The organism is Microbacterium sp. RG1 (assembly GCF_005347485.1).
Taxonomy (GTDB): Bacteria; Actinomycetota; Actinomycetes; order Actinomycetales; family Microbacteriaceae; genus Microbacterium; species Microbacterium binotii_A.
Genome location: NZ_CP034121.1, coordinates 3,149,448 through 3,166,380, shown reverse-complemented (window position 1 = coordinate 3,166,380; position 16,933 = coordinate 3,149,448). Strand labels below are relative to the sequence as shown.

Genomic DNA, 16,933 nt, shown 5'->3' with positions numbered 1-16,933 from the left:
TACGTTATCGACGAATCCTGCTATTACTCATAGCTTTCCGTCGACGTGGCGTCAGGAGTAGTTCTGAAGCGTCAAAGGCGGCACCTCTTTTAAGGGCGAGCCGCTGATGCGTCGCTTGTGCCACCATGATAGTGATAAGCACCCAGAATGTCCCAATCTTGCCGCCATAGACGATACCCATCAATCCACAAAGCATCGCGAAAAGAACGGTCGGCCACACGTAACCCGAATTGAGTTTCGAGCCACGATCGCTGAGCAATGCACCCAGCAAGAACACTGAAAGAATTGCAGATCCGACCAAACCAGTCTCGAAAGTCGCATTAATCCACGTATTGTGCGCGTGGGGTGCAACGTACCCCGAAGAGAAGAAATGCGCCGTCAACGGACTGAAGAAGCTGGCAAAACCGTAACCGAACACCGGATGAACCTCGATCATTGAGATCGCATTGGTCCAGATAACGGTTCGGCCTGTGAGGGTCATCGTGTTCGATCCGTCGCGACCAACAGACGCAAGCAATTCATCAAAATTCGCGACGATGTACCAGATAATGAGTCCGGCCGCCAGGACAGCGAAGATCTTTGTCCACCCTGGAATACGGAAGAAGACAAGTATCACGCAGATGATGAGCACAAACGCCGTGTTCGCCCGCGTCTGTGTAGCGGCCAGAGTGAGCCCCAGCAGCACCAGCGCGCCCAGCTCCCTACGCCGAGAGGCGAGAAATGGGACGGACCTAAGCATCATTGCGAGGCCGAGCAGAAGGGCGAAGCCAGCAACAAGTGCGAGACGCTGCGAGTGCTGCATCGGTCCATTGAGCCGCCAAGTGATATCCGGGAGAACGGCAACGTGTGGAAGAACGGGCACCATCAGCCACGAAACGATGGCGAGAATTATGGCTACCCGCACAACTTCTTGCACGAATACTACAGGGGGGATCTCGGCATACGATATCGCAACCAACAGGCCGACGATCAAAAGCCCAGCTTGCAGTAACGTCTCGCTGGGAGTCGCCGACCATATAAGACTGAACAGACACCACACGCAGTATGCGAATAGCGCCAATAGCGGCCAACAGAAGAGTAAACGGAGATTGAATATTACCCTCCGCGCGCGAAATACAAGTAGGGCACAGGCTCCCAAGACAAAAACCGCGAGGCTCATGCGCGTGTTGCCTACGAGCCGCGGACTCTGCATCTCAAGGATCAACGCTAGGACGATGATGATGCGCGCAGCAACCCGCCACGACTGGATCGACCGCGCCAGATCGGGTTCTCCATGCCTGCGATTGGCCAAGAGCGTCATCCAGCCACACCTGCAATCTCTCGCTCGACCCAGCGCCGCGGAATCATCGACCCACGTCCCACCACTACAGGGAATTCTGTCGTCGCAGACGCGCACCAGGCGACGTACCAGGCCTAGCCTAGCCCGCAAACGTTTCCGCGGCGTGACGTAACCCCTCCACAAGCCCGGTATCTCTCAAGTGGGTCGGGCGAGCGCCCATGACCCTGGCGAGGCGGTCGGCGGCTTCCATTCACAAGAAACGCGCTGTTCATAAGAGAGAGATAGCTTGGAGACGTGAAGCCGCGCGACCTCGCAGAGTCCGTACGACGTCGGCGCATGCGAACAACACTTCTCATCTCAGGGCTGCTCTTCGCAGTGCTCTGCCTTGGTGGCGGCCTGGCAGCGTACGTTTTCCCCACGACGGACGAACCGCGCCCCGCGGATCTAGTATTCGTTCTGGGCCCGGCGAGCGATGCTCGCATAGACGAGGCACTTGCCCTCCTTTCGAACGGGAGGGCTCGTTCCGTACTGATCTCGGTAGCGAGCGAACGCGGGCAAAGCAACTATAAGGCCTCCAGAATGCCAATCTGCGAGGCCCCGAATGTCGAGTGCTCGAAGCCGACGCCGCTCACGACTAAGGGGGAAGCTCGGTTACTCAATCGGTACGCGTCCAGCCACGACATTGAGTCAGTCATCGTAGTCACGTTCACGCCGCACGTCTCGCGAGCGCGATACATCATGGAACGGTGTGCACCGGATCTTGACATCGAAGTAGTTGGAGTAGACGAGGATCTGAGCCTCGGCGACTGGGCATATCAGTTCGCCTACCAGACTGGCGGATTCGTCAAGGCCATGGCTACGCCGTGCTCTACCGCCGCGCACTGAACGCCAGCCGCTAGGTGCGGAGGGCGAGTCACCTGAGTCATCATCTCTTCCGAGCGGCCACATAGCCACTCGATCTCTGATTAAAGGATGACGCGACGATCGCTCCGAACTATCTGTGCGATCCTGATCGCCTCGCTTGCGATCACCACATTGATCTGCCCAACCCTGTCCAGCCATGAGACGACGCTTCGGCATCAGGGAGAGGGCTGGAATGACGATCAATCAGGGCTTCACGGCGTCAACATTTACACACTCGAGCAGGAACGGGACCTAAGCGATGCGGACACACGACCGGACTCACAGGCTTCCTTCGACTATCTTGCCGCCCGCGGATTCCAGATTGTAAGACTGGCGGTCTCCTGGCAACGAGTGATCCCGATCCCAACTGGCGTGGCCCCCATCGATGCTATCGAAGGGCCTCAGAGTGATGCTTACATTGCTCTCATTCGCACCGAGGTCTCAAGGGCGGCCCACGCTGGGATGCACACGGTCATAGACCTCCACAACGGGTGTACGTATCCCTGGGATGGGCCGACACCGTCGGCAGGGGCGGTCGCCTGCGGCGCGGGCATATCACGAGCGGCGATCGAGCACGTCTGGACGATCCTTGCCAAAGCATTCCGTCGAGATCAGTGGGTCGAGGCGTATGACCTCTTCAACGAGCCACACGCGTCAATCGGCATTGCCGAGTACGAACTCGGCACACAAGCCGCGACTGACGCCATACGAAGAACCGGGGACCGTCATCGGTTGTGGGTGGAGGGTTTTCTTGGCGGGCGTTCTGCAACTCTGGCTTCCATCGCACCCGGAGGCCCGTGGATCCGCGACCCCGAGAACAATGTCGAGTACTCGCAACACTTCTACCAGCACGGCGCGACGCCGAGCTACGTCCTCACCGCACTCGCCACGTTCGAAGCTTGGTGCAACCGATGGGAGGTCCGGTGCAGCGTCGGTGAAGTGGGCTGGAAGACACACGCCTCTTCCGAAACGACAGGGACCTTCGATGAGTTCTATTCGATGGCCGACACAGACCATCTCGACGTCACCTACTTCGCGGCATCCTCACTGTCGCACGTCGGGGGCTACTTCGCCTACGCCTCATCCGGCGCAGCGCCCATGACGATCGACTCCAGCGGACCCCAGGCTATGGTCCTCCAACGACACAACTCTCGCTTGAGCTCCGGGAGAGCTCGCGGTGCCACGCACAAGCTCTAGCCCCGAAGGGCGAGGCGCTCATGCTCGTCGACTACGCGCGCACGCACGAAGTGCATAAGGTGGCCGTAATCACGTTCACCCCGCACGTGGCGCGGACGCGGTACATCTTCGCGCGGTGTGCGCCCGACCTCGATGTCCAAGTCATCGGCGTCGATGAGCATTTGTCACTTGGCGACTGGGCATACCAGTTCACCTACCAGACGACGGCGTTCGCCAAGGCGATCACCACGCCCTGCGCGACCGATCACGGTAAGCCGCCTACGGCACGAAGAGGTCTACCCTCGACTCGGAGTCACCGTCGACCACGACCCACGCTTCGGTCGTTCCCACGGGCAGCGCGGCGGTGACCGAACGGGCGACCGCATCCAGGTGATGCTTCGACGTCACCGCGATCTGTAGCCGCGAACCTGACTCCCCCACGTACGCGATGCGCTCCAGCTCTGAGTCATCGAGCCGTCCGACGAGGTCGCGGGCACGTGCGCCATCCGCCTCGCCGAGCCGGATGATGTCGCTCGCGAACGCCAGCCGCGGCTCGGCCTCCGGGAACAGGCTGGCGGCGCGCTCCGCAGCGCGCGCGTAGTCGGCTTCCTGCGCCAGCGTCACGACGAGCGCAGCGTCGCGCAGTCTCATCCCCGTCAGCGGCACCTCGGCGACGAGGGCGTCCCAGGCGGCGAGCGCGCCCGCGACCCGCTGCGGCGCGTCTGCGACATCCACGGCGCGATCCTCGGTGCGGACGAACAGTTCCGAGCGAGACTCGGGCGGAGCCGTCGCCGCCAGCTCCGGCAGGCCACGGATCAGCTCGACCGCTGCGCCCACGTCGGCACCGACGAGGGCGATGAACGACTCCGCGATCTCCGCCGACACCACGCGCTCATCGGCGCGGAGAGCGAGCGCCGTTTCCACGGCGGCCGCATCCGTCTCGAAGTGCCCGGTGACGATCAGCTCGACATCGTCCGCGAGCAGCGACACCAGCCCCCGCATCCGCTCGCCGTTCTCCCGCGTGTACGAGCTCAGCCGATCGGCGAGCGCCGACAACTCATGATCGGCGAGCCCCGCACGCGCCACGACCTGCCCGCTCACGCCACCGGTGAACGGCTGATTGTCGTGGCTCGTGAGCTCCACCGAGGCGACCGCGGCATCGTCGCCGAACTCCGCCGCGAACGCTCCCGCCTCGCCGTCTCCCGTGCAACCCGACGCCAGCATCGCCGTGAGCGCGAAGGCCGCCGCGACGGCGAACATCGGTTTCCTCCCAGCGCATGACGCGGTCAGCCTCTCGCCTCACCCAGGCGCCAGTATCCCGAGAACGTGATGCGTTCCTTCGACACACCGCGATCGATGAAGTGACGGCGCAGCTCCTGCACGGCCGATCTCTCCCCGCAGACCCATGCATCGTCGATCGTCGGGGGCAGCTCGGCACGGCGCACGGCATGCTGCAGCCGGGCCCCCGGCCGCTCGCCCGCACGCTCGATCCAGGTGACCGGTCTCGCGAGCTCCTGCTTCTCTGCGGCGTCGGCGACCTCGACGAACACTTGCGTCTCGGGCGCATCGGTCTGCTCGAGGATGCGGGCGATCGCCGGAATGGCCGTCTCGTCGCCGATGAGCACCCGAGCGCGCACCCGCGGCAGCGGCCCGTATAGAGCAGAGCCCTCGCGGATTCCGAGCACCGACCCCGGCCGCGCGCGTCTCGCGAAACGCGTGCCGGGCCCCTCGTCTCCATGCACGACGACATCCACATCGATCTCGCCCGCCTCCGCACGGTGCGCGCGCAGCGTGTACCAGCGCAGATCGGGCCGCTCGTCCGATGGGATGGCGGCGACCGCTGCACGGATGTTCTGCGCCTCGTCGTCCGCTGGCAGCACGAGCGGGGCGCCCTCGTCACGAGGCAGGAGAAGCCCGAGATACTCGTCGGGGCCGGTGGGCGCGTAGTCGGCGAACTCCGACGCGGCGATCGTCAACCGCCGCATCCGTGGAGTCAGCTCCTGCACCCCGACCACCTCTGCCGCGAACACGCGGGCTCTCTCACGCCGCGGACGCGTGCCAGCGCGCGCCGCCCGTTCAGGCACGCCGCGCCGCCTCTCGCCACAACAGCCAGAGGAAGAACGCGCCACCCACGGTGATCGTAATGACGCCCACCGGGATGGGTGCCGAGAAGAGGTTCTGCGCCAGCAGATCACTCGCGAGAAGCAACAGTGCACCCATGAGACCCGCGGCGACGAAACTGGTAGCTCCCGCCAGCCGCCGCGCGATGTGCGGAGCGATGAGGGCGATGAACGAGATCGGTCCGGCCGTCGCAACGGCGACGGCCACCAGCAGTGTCGCGGCGGCGAGCAGGATCCATCGCACCCGCACCGTCCGCACCCCGAGCGATGTCGAGACACTGTCGCCGAGAGCCATCATCCGCGCGCCGGGCGCGGCCCACACGAGCAGCGGAACGATCAGGATGAGGGCGACGAGAGCCGGCACGAGGTCTGCCCACCCGCGACCCTGGAGCGAACCGACCAGCCACGTCTGGGCGGTCGTCGCGCTGGCGACGAACACCTGCGTGAGAACGTAGTCGACCACGGCCATCGCGGTCGCAGAGAGAGCGATCCCCGTGAGGATCAACTGCACGCCGTGCAGACCCGACCGCGCGGTGAGCAGCGCGATCACTCCCGCAACGAGCAGGGAGCCCACAACCGCTCCCAGCGCCGCCTGCGCGAGCGAGCCATGCGCCACGACCATCACCACCACCGCGCCCACCGATGCACCGCTGCTGATGCCGATCACGTCGGGACTCGCGAGCGGGTTGCGGGTGAGACTCTGGAACACGGCCCCCGCGACCGCCAGACTGGCGCCCACGACGATCGCCACAAGACTGCGAGGCAGCCGCCGTCCGAGCACGAAGAACTCATCGAGACGCGCGGGCGGATGCCCACGCAGCGTGTCGATCAACGCCGCCGGCGTGACCGGATACTCGCCGATCATCAGCGCCGCCACCAGCAGCACCAGCAGCACGGCCGTCAGGATGCTGCTCACCGCAAGCGTGCGGCGACGGAACCGCAGCGACCATCGCGCGCCGCGCACGACGCGGTCGTCGGAAGTGAGGGCGGTGGCGCGCGTGCTCACGAGAGCTTCCCACCACGGCGGCCGACGACGAAGGCGACCAGCAGCGGCCCGCCGATCAGTGCGGTGACGATACCCACCTGCACCTCGCCCCCTCCTCCGACGACCCGCCCCAGCGTGTCGGCCAGCAGCAGCATCACGGGTGCGGCGAACAGCGAAAGCGGCAGCACGAGTCGCAGATCAGGTCCGACCATGCGACGCACCAGGTGCGGGGTCACGAGTCCCACGAACGAGATCGGACCGGCGATCGCGGTCGCGGTGCCGCAGAGGAGCGTGACGGCGACGAGCACGAGCGCCCGCACGACGCCCGGACGCACCCCGAGCGCGGTCGCGCTGTCGTCACCGAGCGCCAACAGGTTCAACGCCGGTCCGAGCACGAGGGCGAGAAGCACCCCGACCACGATGAACGCCACCAGCGGCAACGCCTCTTCGACCGGTCGGGCCGTCAGCGACCCCACCCTCCAGAAGCGGAACGCATCGAGCACGGTCTCGTCTGTCAGCACGATGGCCTGCGAGCCGCCCGCGAGGATCGCCGAGAAGGCGACACCGGCGAGCACGAGCCGCACCGGCGAGCCGGCGGCGAAACGGGTGCCCGAGAACCAGAAGATCACGGATGCGGCGAGCGCCGCTCCGACCAGCGCGAGCCACACCGTCGCACCGACGCCCAGCGCTCCGAACACAGCCATCCCACCGACCACGCCGAAGGACGCACCCGCGCTGACTCCGAGCATGCCCGGATCGGCGATGGGGTTCCGCGTGAGAGCCTGCATCAGTACGCCGGCGGCTCCCAGCGCGACACCGCAGATCACCGCGTTCACGGTGCGGGTGACCCGCAGCTCCCCGACGATGTTGAGCACGTTCTGGTCACCCTGCCCGAAGAGCGAGAGCACGACCTCATCGAGCGGCACGAAACGCGCGCCGACCGCGAGACTCAGCGCCAACGCGAACAGGAGTGCGACGGGCGCCAGACTCATCGCGAACACGCCCGGTAGACGAGAGACCACACCCGTTTCCTGCCGCCGCCCGCCGCCCACGGATCTCAATCTCATATTTGGTTAGCCTAACCAAACCTGAATAGGGTGTGGTGTCGTGAACAGCATCTCTCGCCCCCACCTTCGCCCGCTCGCCGCTCTCGGCGCGCTCACTGCCGTCGCCATGATCGCCGCGGGGTGCGCCAGCACCCCGTCGACCGACGAGTCCACATCTGCCGCCGGGCAGAGTGGCTACACCGTCGAGCACGCGATGGGTGAAACGGAGTTCGAGTCGGTCCCCGAGCGCATCGTGGTGCTCGACTCGCCGCAGATCGACGCCCTGGTCGCGCTGGGGATCACGCCCGTCGGTGCACCCGAGATCGGCGCCGGCCGCGGGTTCCCGGCCTATCTTGCCGACGAGCTCGACGGAACCGAGCCGATCGGCTTCATCGCCGAGCCCGACATCGACGCGATCGCCAACCTCGCCCCCGACCTCATCATCGGATCGAAGGTGCGCCACGAGGCCCTCTACCAAGAGCTGTCCGCGATCGCACCCACCGTCTTCTCCGAGGACACCGGCACGAATTGGACCGAGCAGGCTGAACTGACGGCCGCCGCAGTGAACCAGTCCACAGAGATGGACGAACTCATCCAGGGCGTCGAAGACCGCGCCGCCGAGGTGGGCGAGAAGGTCGGAGCGTCCGGCACGACCGCATCGATCGCGCGCTTTCGCACCGACAACTTCCGTCTCTACGGACCCGGCACGTTCTCGGGCTCACTGCTGACCGACATGGGCTTCGACCTCGGCGCGGACCGCGACTGGAACGAGTACTCGATGATGGAGCTCAGCCCCGAGCTCTACGAGCAGATCGACGGCGACGTGGTGTTCTACACGAGCCCCGGCGGCGACCCGTCCGCGACCACCGAGGCGCGGATCACCGGCCTCTGGGGCGCGCTGCCCGCACCCGCCGCCGACAAGGCGTTCTCGGTCGACGACGACACCTGGATGGTGGGCATCGGCGTGATCGGCGCGAACCTGGTGATCGACCAGGTCGAGAAGCTGCTCGGCTGAGACGGAGAGGTACGCCATGTCCACGCCGCCCCCGGCGCTCAAAGCACGCGATCTCGTTGTCGCCTACGACGGCAAGATCGCGGTGGACGGCGTGGACCTGGCCCTCGATCCGGGATCCTTCACCGTCATTCTCGGACCCAACGCCTCAGGCAAGTCCACCGTGCTGCGCACGCTCGCACGCGTCCTGACGCCCGAATCCGGAAAGGTGCTGTTCGACGGACGGCTACTCCGCGAATACGGCTCGAAAGAGCTCGCTCGGAGAATGGGGCTGCTACCCCAGGACGCGATCGCTCCGGAGGGCATGCGCGTCGCCGATCTGGTGTCGCGCGGCCGGTATCCCCACCACTCGGCGCTGCAGCGCTGGACCTCGGCCGACGACGAAGCCACTCGTCACGCCCTCGCCGCGACGAACACGGCCGATCTCGCCGAGCGCTACGTCGATCAACTGTCCGGCGGGCAACGCCAGCGGGTGTGGGTCGCGTTGCTGCTCGCGCAGCAGACGCCCGTTCTCCTGCTCGACGAGCCGACGACCTTCCTCGACATCGCCCACCAGTACGAGCTTCTCGACATCCTCAAAGAGCTCAACCGGCAGGGCAAGACGGTGGTGGCCGTCCTGCATGACCTCAACCAGGCCGCGCGCTACGCAGACACGCTCATCCTCATGAGGGACGGTCGTGTGATCGCCACCGGCTCTCCCTCCGAGATCATCACCGCGGACCGCGTGAGTGCGGTGTTCGGCATCGACGCTGTCGTGATCCCGGACCCGGTCACGCAGACACCGATGGTCGTGCGCCGATAGCCCCACCCGAGCACGGTCGATGGCCGAGGCCCGTGCGATGCTCATTCCCCGTCGGAAGCAGCTGCTTCCGGCCGGAGAAGACGCCGCCCGGCTCGATGTCTGAGGTCGGTGGCAGACTCTTTACAGGTGGAAGATCACCTGGTCGTCGGCTGTTGTTCCCGCCGAGTGCCCCGGCAACACAGGTCGCGTGCGAGCGCGTCCGAACCAGGGGTGGCACTCATGGCACGCGACGAGGTGATCGGCTTCAGCGACGCGCAGAACGCGCGGTTCGCCGAGGTCGTGCACGCCGTCGAAGCAGCGGATGCGGCCCTCACCGCGGCCCAAGCCCGCATGATGCGGGCACTCGCCGACGCGCGAGAACTGGCACGCGAGGTCGCGGCATCCTCACCCGCACAGGTGCGCGCCCGCGACATGGCCGAGCGCGCCGTTTCGTCCGAGATCAGCGCCGCGCTGCGCCTCTCCGACCGCGCCGTCCAACGGCGCATGGATGCGGCGGCCGAACTCACCTGCGACTACCCCCGCACCCTCGCCGCACTCGAGTCGGGCCGCATCCACATGGGCCACGTCCGCACCATCACGGATGCGGGCGCCATCCTCCCCGCCGAGACGCGCGCGATCTTCGAGACCCACGCGCTCGCCCACTGCGAAGCGCAGACTCCCGGGCGGGCGAAGCGCGCCATCGAGATGCTCGCCCAGCGCCTGCATCCCCGCTCCTTCACCGAGCGACACCTCGAGGCGCGGGAGCGACGCGGGGTGTCGATCACCCCGCTCGGCGAGGGCATGAGCCACCTCGGCATCGATGCCCCCAGCGTGCTCGTCAACGGCGCCTACGACCGCGCCACCCGCATGGCCCGCGCCCTGCTCGACCTCCGCGCGCACGCAGCAGCACGCGTGCGCGACGCGCGCGCCTCCGGGCGCGAACCAGACCCCGCCGACCTCACCCTCGCCTCCGACACACGCACCACCGACCAGCTGCGCGCCGATCTCATGGCCGACCTCCTTCTCACCGGCAACCCCGGAGCGGATGCGGCCCTCCCCGGAGACGACGCGGGAACACTGGGCGCGATCCGCGCCCAGATCCAGGTCGTCGTGCCCGCCCTGTCGCTCATCGGCGCCGACGACGACGCCGCCGACCTCGCTGGGCGTTCCCCGATCGACGCCGACACCGCCAGACGCCTGGCCGGCGGCAACACCGAGTGGCGCCGCATCCTCACCGACCCGATCGACGGTCGGGTGCTCGCCAGCGATCGGCGCCTCGCCCCGCCTGATCTCCGCCAATGGGTGCAGGCGCGAGACCAGCACTGCCGTTTCCCCGGCTGCACCACCCCGGCGATCCGCTGCGAGATCGACCACGTCGTCGACTGGGCGAAGGGCGGCCCCACGGCCGTCGACAACCTGCAGGCACTGTGCCAGCGTCACCACTCGATGAAACAGTTCACGGCCTGGCGAGTCTCGCTGCTCGATGACGGCGTGATCTCGTGGACCTCCCCACTCGGACACACCTACACCGACCACGCCTCGCCGCCCGTCGTGTTGTTCGCCGATGAACCCGAGCCACCAGAGGCGTCACCCGCCCCCGTCCGCGACGCCGACCGGTCCGCGCCCGACAACGACGATGCGCCTCCGTGGGAGAGCTCCGCCTGACGGTCAGTCGCGTGCACGCGCACCGAACAAGGTCCCCTGCGCTCCACGCGCGCGTTCCCGACCCGGCGCACCCGCGTTCATAGCCGGTTCACCGAGTGCACACCATCGGCGACCCTCGCCCGGATAGATCTTTTCTCGGCCCGTCCCGAGGCCGCCGAAAGGATCTTCACAGCTCATGAAGCACCCGACCCGACGCGCGTGGAGCGTGGCCGCCGTGGCCGCCGCACTCGCGCTCATCTCCGCCGCCGCGGCCGCGCCTTCCGTCGCCGAGACGCCCTCGCGCACGGTGGCCATCGACCCCGCCGCCGCATCTGGCGCTGCCCCCGCGTGGCCCTCGATCGATCCCGCAGCGATCGACCCGACGGCGAGCGACTCCGGACGGGCCAGCGAGCTCGCCGCATCCGTCATCGCCACCGCCCGCACCGGCGCACAGGCGCTCGCGGGCGACTCGCTTCCCGCCGCAGCCAACACCGTCCGTGCGCACTTCTCCGATTTCATCCCCGCCGGAACCCCGCTGCTCGCGTCCTCGGACGACACCACGCTCATCGCGCTCGCCGGCGACACCGCGACAGTCGTCTTCGCCAACACCTCCGCCGCCGAGACGGCCCTCGAGATCGACGTGCGCTCCTTCGCCGATCGCACCGGCGCGGCCACCACCGTGCACACCACCAGCGCAGCGGGCGAGCTCGTCGCCGCACCGGCAACGCCCGTTCCTACCACCGGCCTGATCACCGTCACCGCCCCCGCGCACTCCATCGTCACCGCCGTCACCACCGGGTTGGTCATCACCGCCACCCCGGCAGCGTCCACCGCGCGGGTCGCACCCGCATCCGCCCTCGTCGGCGAAGGCCGGCTGCGCCTCATCGAGTCGTCGTACGCGCCCGGCAAGGTCATCGAGCTCGGCAACCCCGCCGCCCAGCCCACCGGCCCGACGGGAGCGACCTACCCCGCCCCCGCTGCCGTGTTCACGATCTCCGGCGTCGCCGCCCTCACGCAGAAGCAGGCCGTCGTGTTCTCCCCCGTCACCGCGCGGGCCGACACCTACGTCATCTCCACCCAGGACGGACGCGTGCTCTCGCGCCGCGACAACGCCGCAAGCGACTTCCGCTACCTGCAGCTCACCGAGCGCACCATCGACGACGCCGCCACCGACCCCTACGCGCAGTGGACCGCCGTCGACGCCGGGAACGGCGAGATCTCGCTGCAGAACGTGCAGCGGGATGCGGGCGGCGCCACCGCGGCCCTCGACCTCTACAACTGGAAGACCGCCGACGCCTCCGAGGTGCAGACCTACACCGCAAGCGGCGCCGCCGTGCAGAAGTGGAAGATCCACCCCCTCACCGCCACCGTCGCATCCGACACGGTCATCATCCAGCCCGGCGCCGCACCCCAGCTGCCGACCCTGCTGCGCGCTGTCTACGGGTGGGGCACCCGGTTCGAGATGACGACGCTCACCTGGAACCTGCCCGACCCCGCCGTCTGGAACACCGACGGCACCGTCACCGTGACCGGCACCGGCATCGGCTACTTCGGCGAGCAAGTGCCCGTCGAGGCCCGCTACCTCATCGGCTCGCTCTCCGACGGCGCCGACGCCCCGTACACGACCTTCGCCGGCGTGCTCGTCAAAGAACTCCAGATGCGCGCACCCCGTACCGTCCTCCGCGGCGTCTCCGGCTCCGAGGCCACCGTCGACGCACCCGTCACCTGGGACTGGTCGCGCGTCACCGACGCCGACTTCGCCGCCCCCGGAACGGTGACCGTCCCCGCCTCCGCGAAGAGCGGGTTCGCGGCGAACCTCGTCATCACCGTGACCCCCGCCGCCGCCACCGACATCCTGCGCGGCCCCGGCGTGCACCACACCGTCACCCACATGGACGGCTCGAACTTCCAGCTCACCGACGGCGTGCGTAACGTGTCGGGCTTCTCCGACTGGCGATCGGGCGGCGCAGCCAACCGCGTCAACCCGAACACGATCACCTTCTTCCTCGACGAGCCCCAGCAGGTCACCGGAGCCGCGGTGTTCGACATCGCCGGAAAACAGAACATCGGCACCGTCACGGTGCAGTACCGCACACTCACCGGCGGCTGGGCGAACCTTCCCGGCACCGACTGGCCGGTCGCCAACCCCACACCAGACCTCAGCCTCGAGGTCACCAACGAACCGGTCATCGCCACCGGCGTGCGCATCATCATCACGAACAAGTCCGCGAGCACGTGGATGACCCTCTCCGAGATCGAGATCTTGGGTCTCACGGCGGGAGACGCACGATGATCCGCTCCGCTGCGCCCCTCACCGCCGCATCCACCGAGGAGTACTCGTTCATGTCACGAACGACCCGCCGCGCCGTCACGGTCGCGACCATCACCGCCATCGCCGGCTCCGTGCTCCTGGGCGGCACAGCCGCATCCGCCGCGACGCAGAGCACCGTCACCGCGCCGAGCACGACCGGCTCCGACGCCGCCGGCGATCGCTCCAGCTTCGTTCTGCCGGTGCTGCCCGACACGCAGTTCTACTCCCGTTACAGCGCATCGCAGTTCGTACCCCAGTACGGCACGAACCCCTTCGAAGTGCAGACGCAGTGGATCGTCGACAACCAGCGCGAGCTCAACATGCCCTTCACGGTGCACGTGGGCGACGTCGTCGACCAGCAGGGACAGAGCAGCGAGTGGGATGCGGCCGCCAAAGCCATGAAGATCCTCACCGACGGCGGCATGGAGTACTCGGTGCTCCCCGGCAACCACGACGTAAGCGACATGAACGCCCGCTCCTCCGTTGGCATCTCGGGCAACTACCTCGCCCGCTTCGGCGAGTCGCAGCTCCGCGCGCAAGCGGGCGACGGTCTGATCGGCACCTTCCAGAACGGGCTCTCCTCGGCCTACCTGTTCCAGGCCGAGGGCCACACGTGGATGTCGCTCGCGATCGCGTGGAACGCGTCCGACGACACCTTCGCGTGGGCGCAGGGCGTGCTCGACGCGCACCCCGGCATCCCCGTCATCCTCTCCTCGCACGCGATCATCGGTATCGCCGAGGACCAGGTGTCGCCGGCATCCTGGTGGTGGGGCGAAGAGCTCTGGAACCGCCTCATCAAGAGCAACGACGAGATCATCCTCACCGTCAACGGCCACTTCCACGGTTCCACGTCGCAGACCCGCACGAACGACGCCGGCCACCCGGTGTACCAGGTGCTGACCGACTACCAGATGGCCGCCGACGGTGGAAACGGCATCATGAGCCTGTTCGAGTTCAACCTCTCGGGCGGCGACATCACCCTGTCGACCATCTCGCCGTGGGTGCCAAAGAAGCACGCGAACTCCGTCACCTCCACCGATGCTCCGGTGCTGACCGGCTCCGGGCAGAGCATCACGATGCCGCTCGACTTCCGCTCCCGCTTCGGGTGGACGATCGATGCGTCGCAGGAAGACAACGTCGACCTCTCGGCGCGCGCGAAGGCGATCGTGTCGAAGGGCTGGAACGGCTCGAACGGCGGCACCGCTCGTGCCGTCGCCGGCGCCTCCAACGACTACGTCGAGGTCGACGGCACCGTTGCGCATTGGCGATTCGGTGGCGTGCCCGAGGGCGTCGTCGACGAGAACTCGGTGATCCCCGACGTGGCCGGCGACAGCCCCATGTACCGCAACGCGATCGACCAGACCGACGCGAACGAGGCCCTGGACGACGTGAAGGTCTCGCACGAGAACCACGCCTACTACTCGTCCGACTTCGGCGCGGTCTGCTTCAGCAACGTCTACCGCAACGCCTCCGGCCCCGACAATCTGTCGTTCCTGTCGACCGAGTACGGCGCACCGGCGACCTTCGCCGATCTGACCGCCTCGACCGGCTACACGCTCGAGAGCTTCCTGCAGCTCGACGAGGGCTGGACCGAGACGGCCAACCGGTGGGGCGCGGCGATCACCCGCGGCGGCTCGCGCGAGTGGACCGGCATCCACGATTCCGCAGATCCGGGCGCCGGCGCCGCATGGCTCGGCATCTCGAGCCTGCGCGAGTACCAGTACTCGGCCGGCGACACCACGACGGGCAACTCGTACACCAACTGGTCCGGCGAGATCATGCCCGGCTCGTGGCACCACGTGGCGATCGTCAACGACCCCGACGCCCGCACCGTGATCATGTACGTCGACGGCGTGCCCGTACTGCGCAACGCCTCGAACGTCGGAGGGATGATGGCGGCTGACTTCATGCCCTGGATCATCGGCACGTCGACGTGGGACACCGAGCCCGACCACGGCTGGAACGGATGCGTCGGCGAGACCCGCATCGTCGATCATGCGCTCTCGCAGAGCGAGTTCCTCACCCAGCGCGTCGACATCGACGGCACGGGCGCGAACTTCGCCCTCACGACCGACACCGGCACGGTGCTCGCGCACGACGCGAAGATCACCGATTTCACCGGAACCGGCTTCCCGGGCGCGAAGATCACGGTCACGGCGGGAGAAGCTCGCCTCGGCGAGGCGGTCGTCGCCGAGGACGGCACCTGGAAGGTGACTCTCGATACGCCCGTCGCAGGCTCGGGCGCACACGCCTTCGCCTTCACCCAGGCGATCGGTACCCGCTCCGGCAAGCCGTTCGAGGCGACGGTCACGATCGGCGAGGACACCGCGTGGAGCCCCGTCGAGGGCGACCTGTCCGACACCCTCGAGGGCCTCATCACGGTGATGCCCGAGAACTTCGTGCCGGGCCAGGCGATCAGCGTGCGCGTGCCGGAAGGACACGAGGGCGAGGAACTGTCGGCGTTCCTCTTCTCCCAGCCGACCGGGCTCGGACTGGCGACGGTCGCCGACGGATCCCTGCGCCTTGTGACCCCCGCATCCCTCCCGCTGGGCGTGCACCGGCTCGCCGTCTACACCGCGGACGGCACGATCCTGGGCTGGAGCAACGTGCTCATCAGCGCACCCGTCACCGGCCCGACGGCTCCGGTCACCGGCCCGACGGCTCCGGTCGCCGCGGGGCCGGGTGCGTCGGGCGCGCTGCCGACCACCGGAATCGAGGCCGCATCCCTGGTGCTCCTGTTCGGGGCGGGGCTCGGGGCGCTCGTCTTCGGCGTCGGCGCGGTGCGTCGAGCTCGCCGCCGCTGAGCGGACCTCGTGGGGCCCCTTCCGCATCTCGCGGGAGGGGCCCCACGAGCACGTGTCAGCGTCCTTCGCCGCGCCCCCGCACGATCGCGGTGTCGAGGTACCGACGCAGCGAGACCTCCCGCACGTGGTTCCAGCCCGCGCGTACGCGCACCATCGTCACCCCGCGCGCACGCATCGCCAGCGCGACGTCGTGAGATAAGCGCACCCGTTCATCGACCGGACGCCAGGCCATGCCAACATATTCGTCAAGCACCCGCGCCCCGTCGATCTTGTGAGATGCACCGGCCATGGCGACTCCATCCGAGCTCGCACGAGAACTGCTCTTTCACACCATGTATACATGGTGTGAAAGAGGTCCGGCAAATGGACGTGACCGACACAGAACCAGCGCAATCTCCCGCACCGACGAGCGACCTCGCCGCCCGATCCCGACCCGGAAGAGGATGACCGCCCCATGCGCGACTACTTCGGCGGCGACGACCACGAACTGTGCCCAGCCTGGTGCACCGGAGATCACGAGCTGTCGGACGATCTCCGCCTGGCGCACCGCAGCGAGGCGACGTCGGTGCCCGCGGTCGAGCGCATCGATGACCCCGCGGGCAACGCGCCTCAGGCCGCTACCGTGAATCTGATCGTCGGACTCGAGAAGTCCGCTGCCGAGCTCTGGGTGTGGATCGGCCCCGAAGACGACGCGGGACGCGGTCTCACCCTCAGCGCCGAGAGCGCCCGCCGCCTGCAGACCGCCCTCGGCGACATCCTGCACACAGCGCGCACCGGACGCGCGCGCGGCGGAGACTGACTTCCCCCCACCCGGCGCGTCACCATGTACCATGTAAACATGGTGTCGCGGCGGTCCGGCGACACGGCGATGG

At 67.5% G+C, this 16,933-nt stretch carries 13 protein-coding genes; 7 read left to right on the top strand and 6 right to left on the bottom strand.

Annotation, left to right across the window (positions count from 1 at the left end; all coding sequences use genetic code 11):
* Positions 1-4: 4 nt before the first annotated feature.
* Positions 5-973: an O-antigen ligase family protein gene (locus tag EHF32_RS15360; protein ID WP_161594143.1), complete on the bottom strand. Its 969-nt coding sequence runs from the start codon at positions 971-973 to the stop codon at positions 5-7.
* A gap of 1,278 nt (positions 974-2,251) precedes the next feature.
* Between EHF32_RS15360 and EHF32_RS15350 the strand changes: the two genes are divergently transcribed.
* Positions 2,252-3,379: a glycoside hydrolase family 5 protein gene (locus EHF32_RS15350; RefSeq protein ID WP_137418994.1), complete on the top strand. Its 1,128-nt coding sequence runs from the start codon at positions 2,252-2,254 to the stop codon at positions 3,377-3,379.
* Between the two features lie 258 nt (positions 3,380-3,637).
* Here EHF32_RS15350 and EHF32_RS15345 read toward each other — a convergent pair whose 3' ends face one another.
* The 4 genes from EHF32_RS15345 to EHF32_RS15330 are packed head-to-tail and all read right to left on the bottom strand — an operon-like array spanning position 3,638 to position 7,485.
* Positions 3,638-4,618, bottom strand: a complete 981-nt coding sequence (locus EHF32_RS15345; RefSeq protein ID WP_137418993.1) for a hypothetical protein — start codon at positions 4,616-4,618, stop codon at positions 3,638-3,640.
* A 26-nt stretch (positions 4,619-4,644) separates the two neighbouring features.
* Positions 4,645-5,388, bottom strand: a complete 744-nt coding sequence (locus tag EHF32_RS15340) for a siderophore-interacting protein (protein ID WP_238343745.1) — start codon at positions 5,386-5,388, stop codon at positions 4,645-4,647.
* A 46-nt stretch (positions 5,389-5,434) separates the two neighbouring features.
* Positions 5,435-6,484 (bottom strand): FecCD family ABC transporter permease, encoded by a 1,050-nt coding sequence (locus EHF32_RS15335; RefSeq protein ID WP_137418992.1) that lies wholly within the window; start codon positions 6,482-6,484, stop codon positions 5,435-5,437.
* Positions 6,481-7,485 (bottom strand): FecCD family ABC transporter permease, encoded by a 1,005-nt coding sequence (locus EHF32_RS15330; protein WP_238343744.1) that lies wholly within the window; start codon positions 7,483-7,485, stop codon positions 6,481-6,483. The genes EHF32_RS15335 and EHF32_RS15330 overlap by 4 nt, the downstream gene beginning before the upstream one ends.
* Positions 7,486-7,570: 85 nt before the next feature.
* Between EHF32_RS15330 and EHF32_RS15325 the strand changes: the two genes are divergently transcribed.
* The 5 genes from EHF32_RS15325 to EHF32_RS15305 all read left to right on the top strand — a co-directional run bounded on the left by EHF32_RS15325 (position 7,571) and on the right by EHF32_RS15305 (position 16,061).
* Positions 7,571-8,524, top strand: a complete 954-nt coding sequence (locus EHF32_RS15325) for an ABC transporter substrate-binding protein (RefSeq protein WP_238343743.1) — start codon at positions 7,571-7,573, stop codon at positions 8,522-8,524.
* Between the two features lie 16 nt (positions 8,525-8,540).
* Positions 8,541-9,323, top strand: coding sequence for an ABC transporter ATP-binding protein (locus tag EHF32_RS15320; RefSeq protein ID WP_137418990.1), 783 nt, complete (start codon positions 8,541-8,543; stop codon positions 9,321-9,323).
* Positions 9,324-9,542: 219 nt separating this feature from the next.
* The gene (locus EHF32_RS15315; RefSeq protein WP_137418989.1) at positions 9,543-10,967 is read left to right on the top strand and encodes an HNH endonuclease signature motif containing protein; all 1,425 of its coding nucleotides are present in this window, start codon (positions 9,543-9,545) and stop codon (positions 10,965-10,967) included.
* Between the two features lie 175 nt (positions 10,968-11,142).
* The gene (locus EHF32_RS15310; RefSeq protein ID WP_137418988.1) at positions 11,143-13,239 is read left to right on the top strand and encodes an RICIN domain-containing protein; all 2,097 of its coding nucleotides are present in this window, start codon (positions 11,143-11,145) and stop codon (positions 13,237-13,239) included.
* Complete coding sequence (locus EHF32_RS15305) at positions 13,236-16,061, top strand: LamG-like jellyroll fold domain-containing protein (RefSeq protein ID WP_137418987.1); 2,826 nt, start codon at positions 13,236-13,238, stop codon at positions 16,059-16,061. Before EHF32_RS15310 ends, EHF32_RS15305 begins: the two co-directional genes overlap by 4 nt.
* A gap of 55 nt (positions 16,062-16,116) precedes the next feature.
* Here EHF32_RS15305 and EHF32_RS15840 read toward each other — a convergent pair whose 3' ends face one another.
* Positions 16,117-16,293, bottom strand: a complete 177-nt coding sequence (locus EHF32_RS15840; protein ID WP_161594142.1) for a hypothetical protein — start codon at positions 16,291-16,293, stop codon at positions 16,117-16,119.
* Between the two features lie 222 nt (positions 16,294-16,515).
* Here EHF32_RS15840 and EHF32_RS15300 point away from each other — a divergent pair, with 222 nt between their 5' ends.
* Positions 16,516-16,860, top strand: a complete 345-nt coding sequence (locus EHF32_RS15300) for a DUF6907 domain-containing protein (RefSeq protein ID WP_137418986.1) — start codon at positions 16,516-16,518, stop codon at positions 16,858-16,860.
* Positions 16,861-16,933: the final 73 nt, after the last annotated feature.

Excerpts from the sequence above, each read along its gene's own strand:
- EHF32_RS15350 (WP_137418994.1), top strand. The coding sequence starts at position 2,252 with ATGACGCGACGATCGCTCCGAACTATCTGTGCGATCCTGATCGCCTCG.
- EHF32_RS15345 (WP_137418993.1), bottom strand. The coding sequence starts at position 4,618 with ATGTTCGCCGTCGCGGCGGCCTTCGCGCTCACGGCGATGCTGGCGTCG.
- EHF32_RS15320 (WP_137418990.1), top strand. The coding sequence starts at position 8,541 with ATGTCCACGCCGCCCCCGGCGCTCAAAGCACGCGATCTCGTTGTCGCC.
- EHF32_RS15315 (WP_137418989.1), top strand. The coding sequence starts at position 9,543 with ATGGCACGCGACGAGGTGATCGGCTTCAGCGACGCGCAGAACGCGCGG.
- EHF32_RS15310 (WP_137418988.1), top strand. The coding sequence starts at position 11,143 with ATGAAGCACCCGACCCGACGCGCGTGGAGCGTGGCCGCCGTGGCCGCC.
- EHF32_RS15305 (WP_137418987.1), top strand. The coding sequence starts at position 13,236 with ATGATCCGCTCCGCTGCGCCCCTCACCGCCGCATCCACCGAGGAGTAC.
- EHF32_RS15840 (WP_161594142.1), bottom strand. The coding sequence starts at position 16,293 with ATGGCCTGGCGTCCGGTCGATGAACGGGTGCGCTTATCTCACGACGTC.
- EHF32_RS15300 (WP_137418986.1), top strand. The coding sequence starts at position 16,516 with ATGCGCGACTACTTCGGCGGCGACGACCACGAACTGTGCCCAGCCTGG.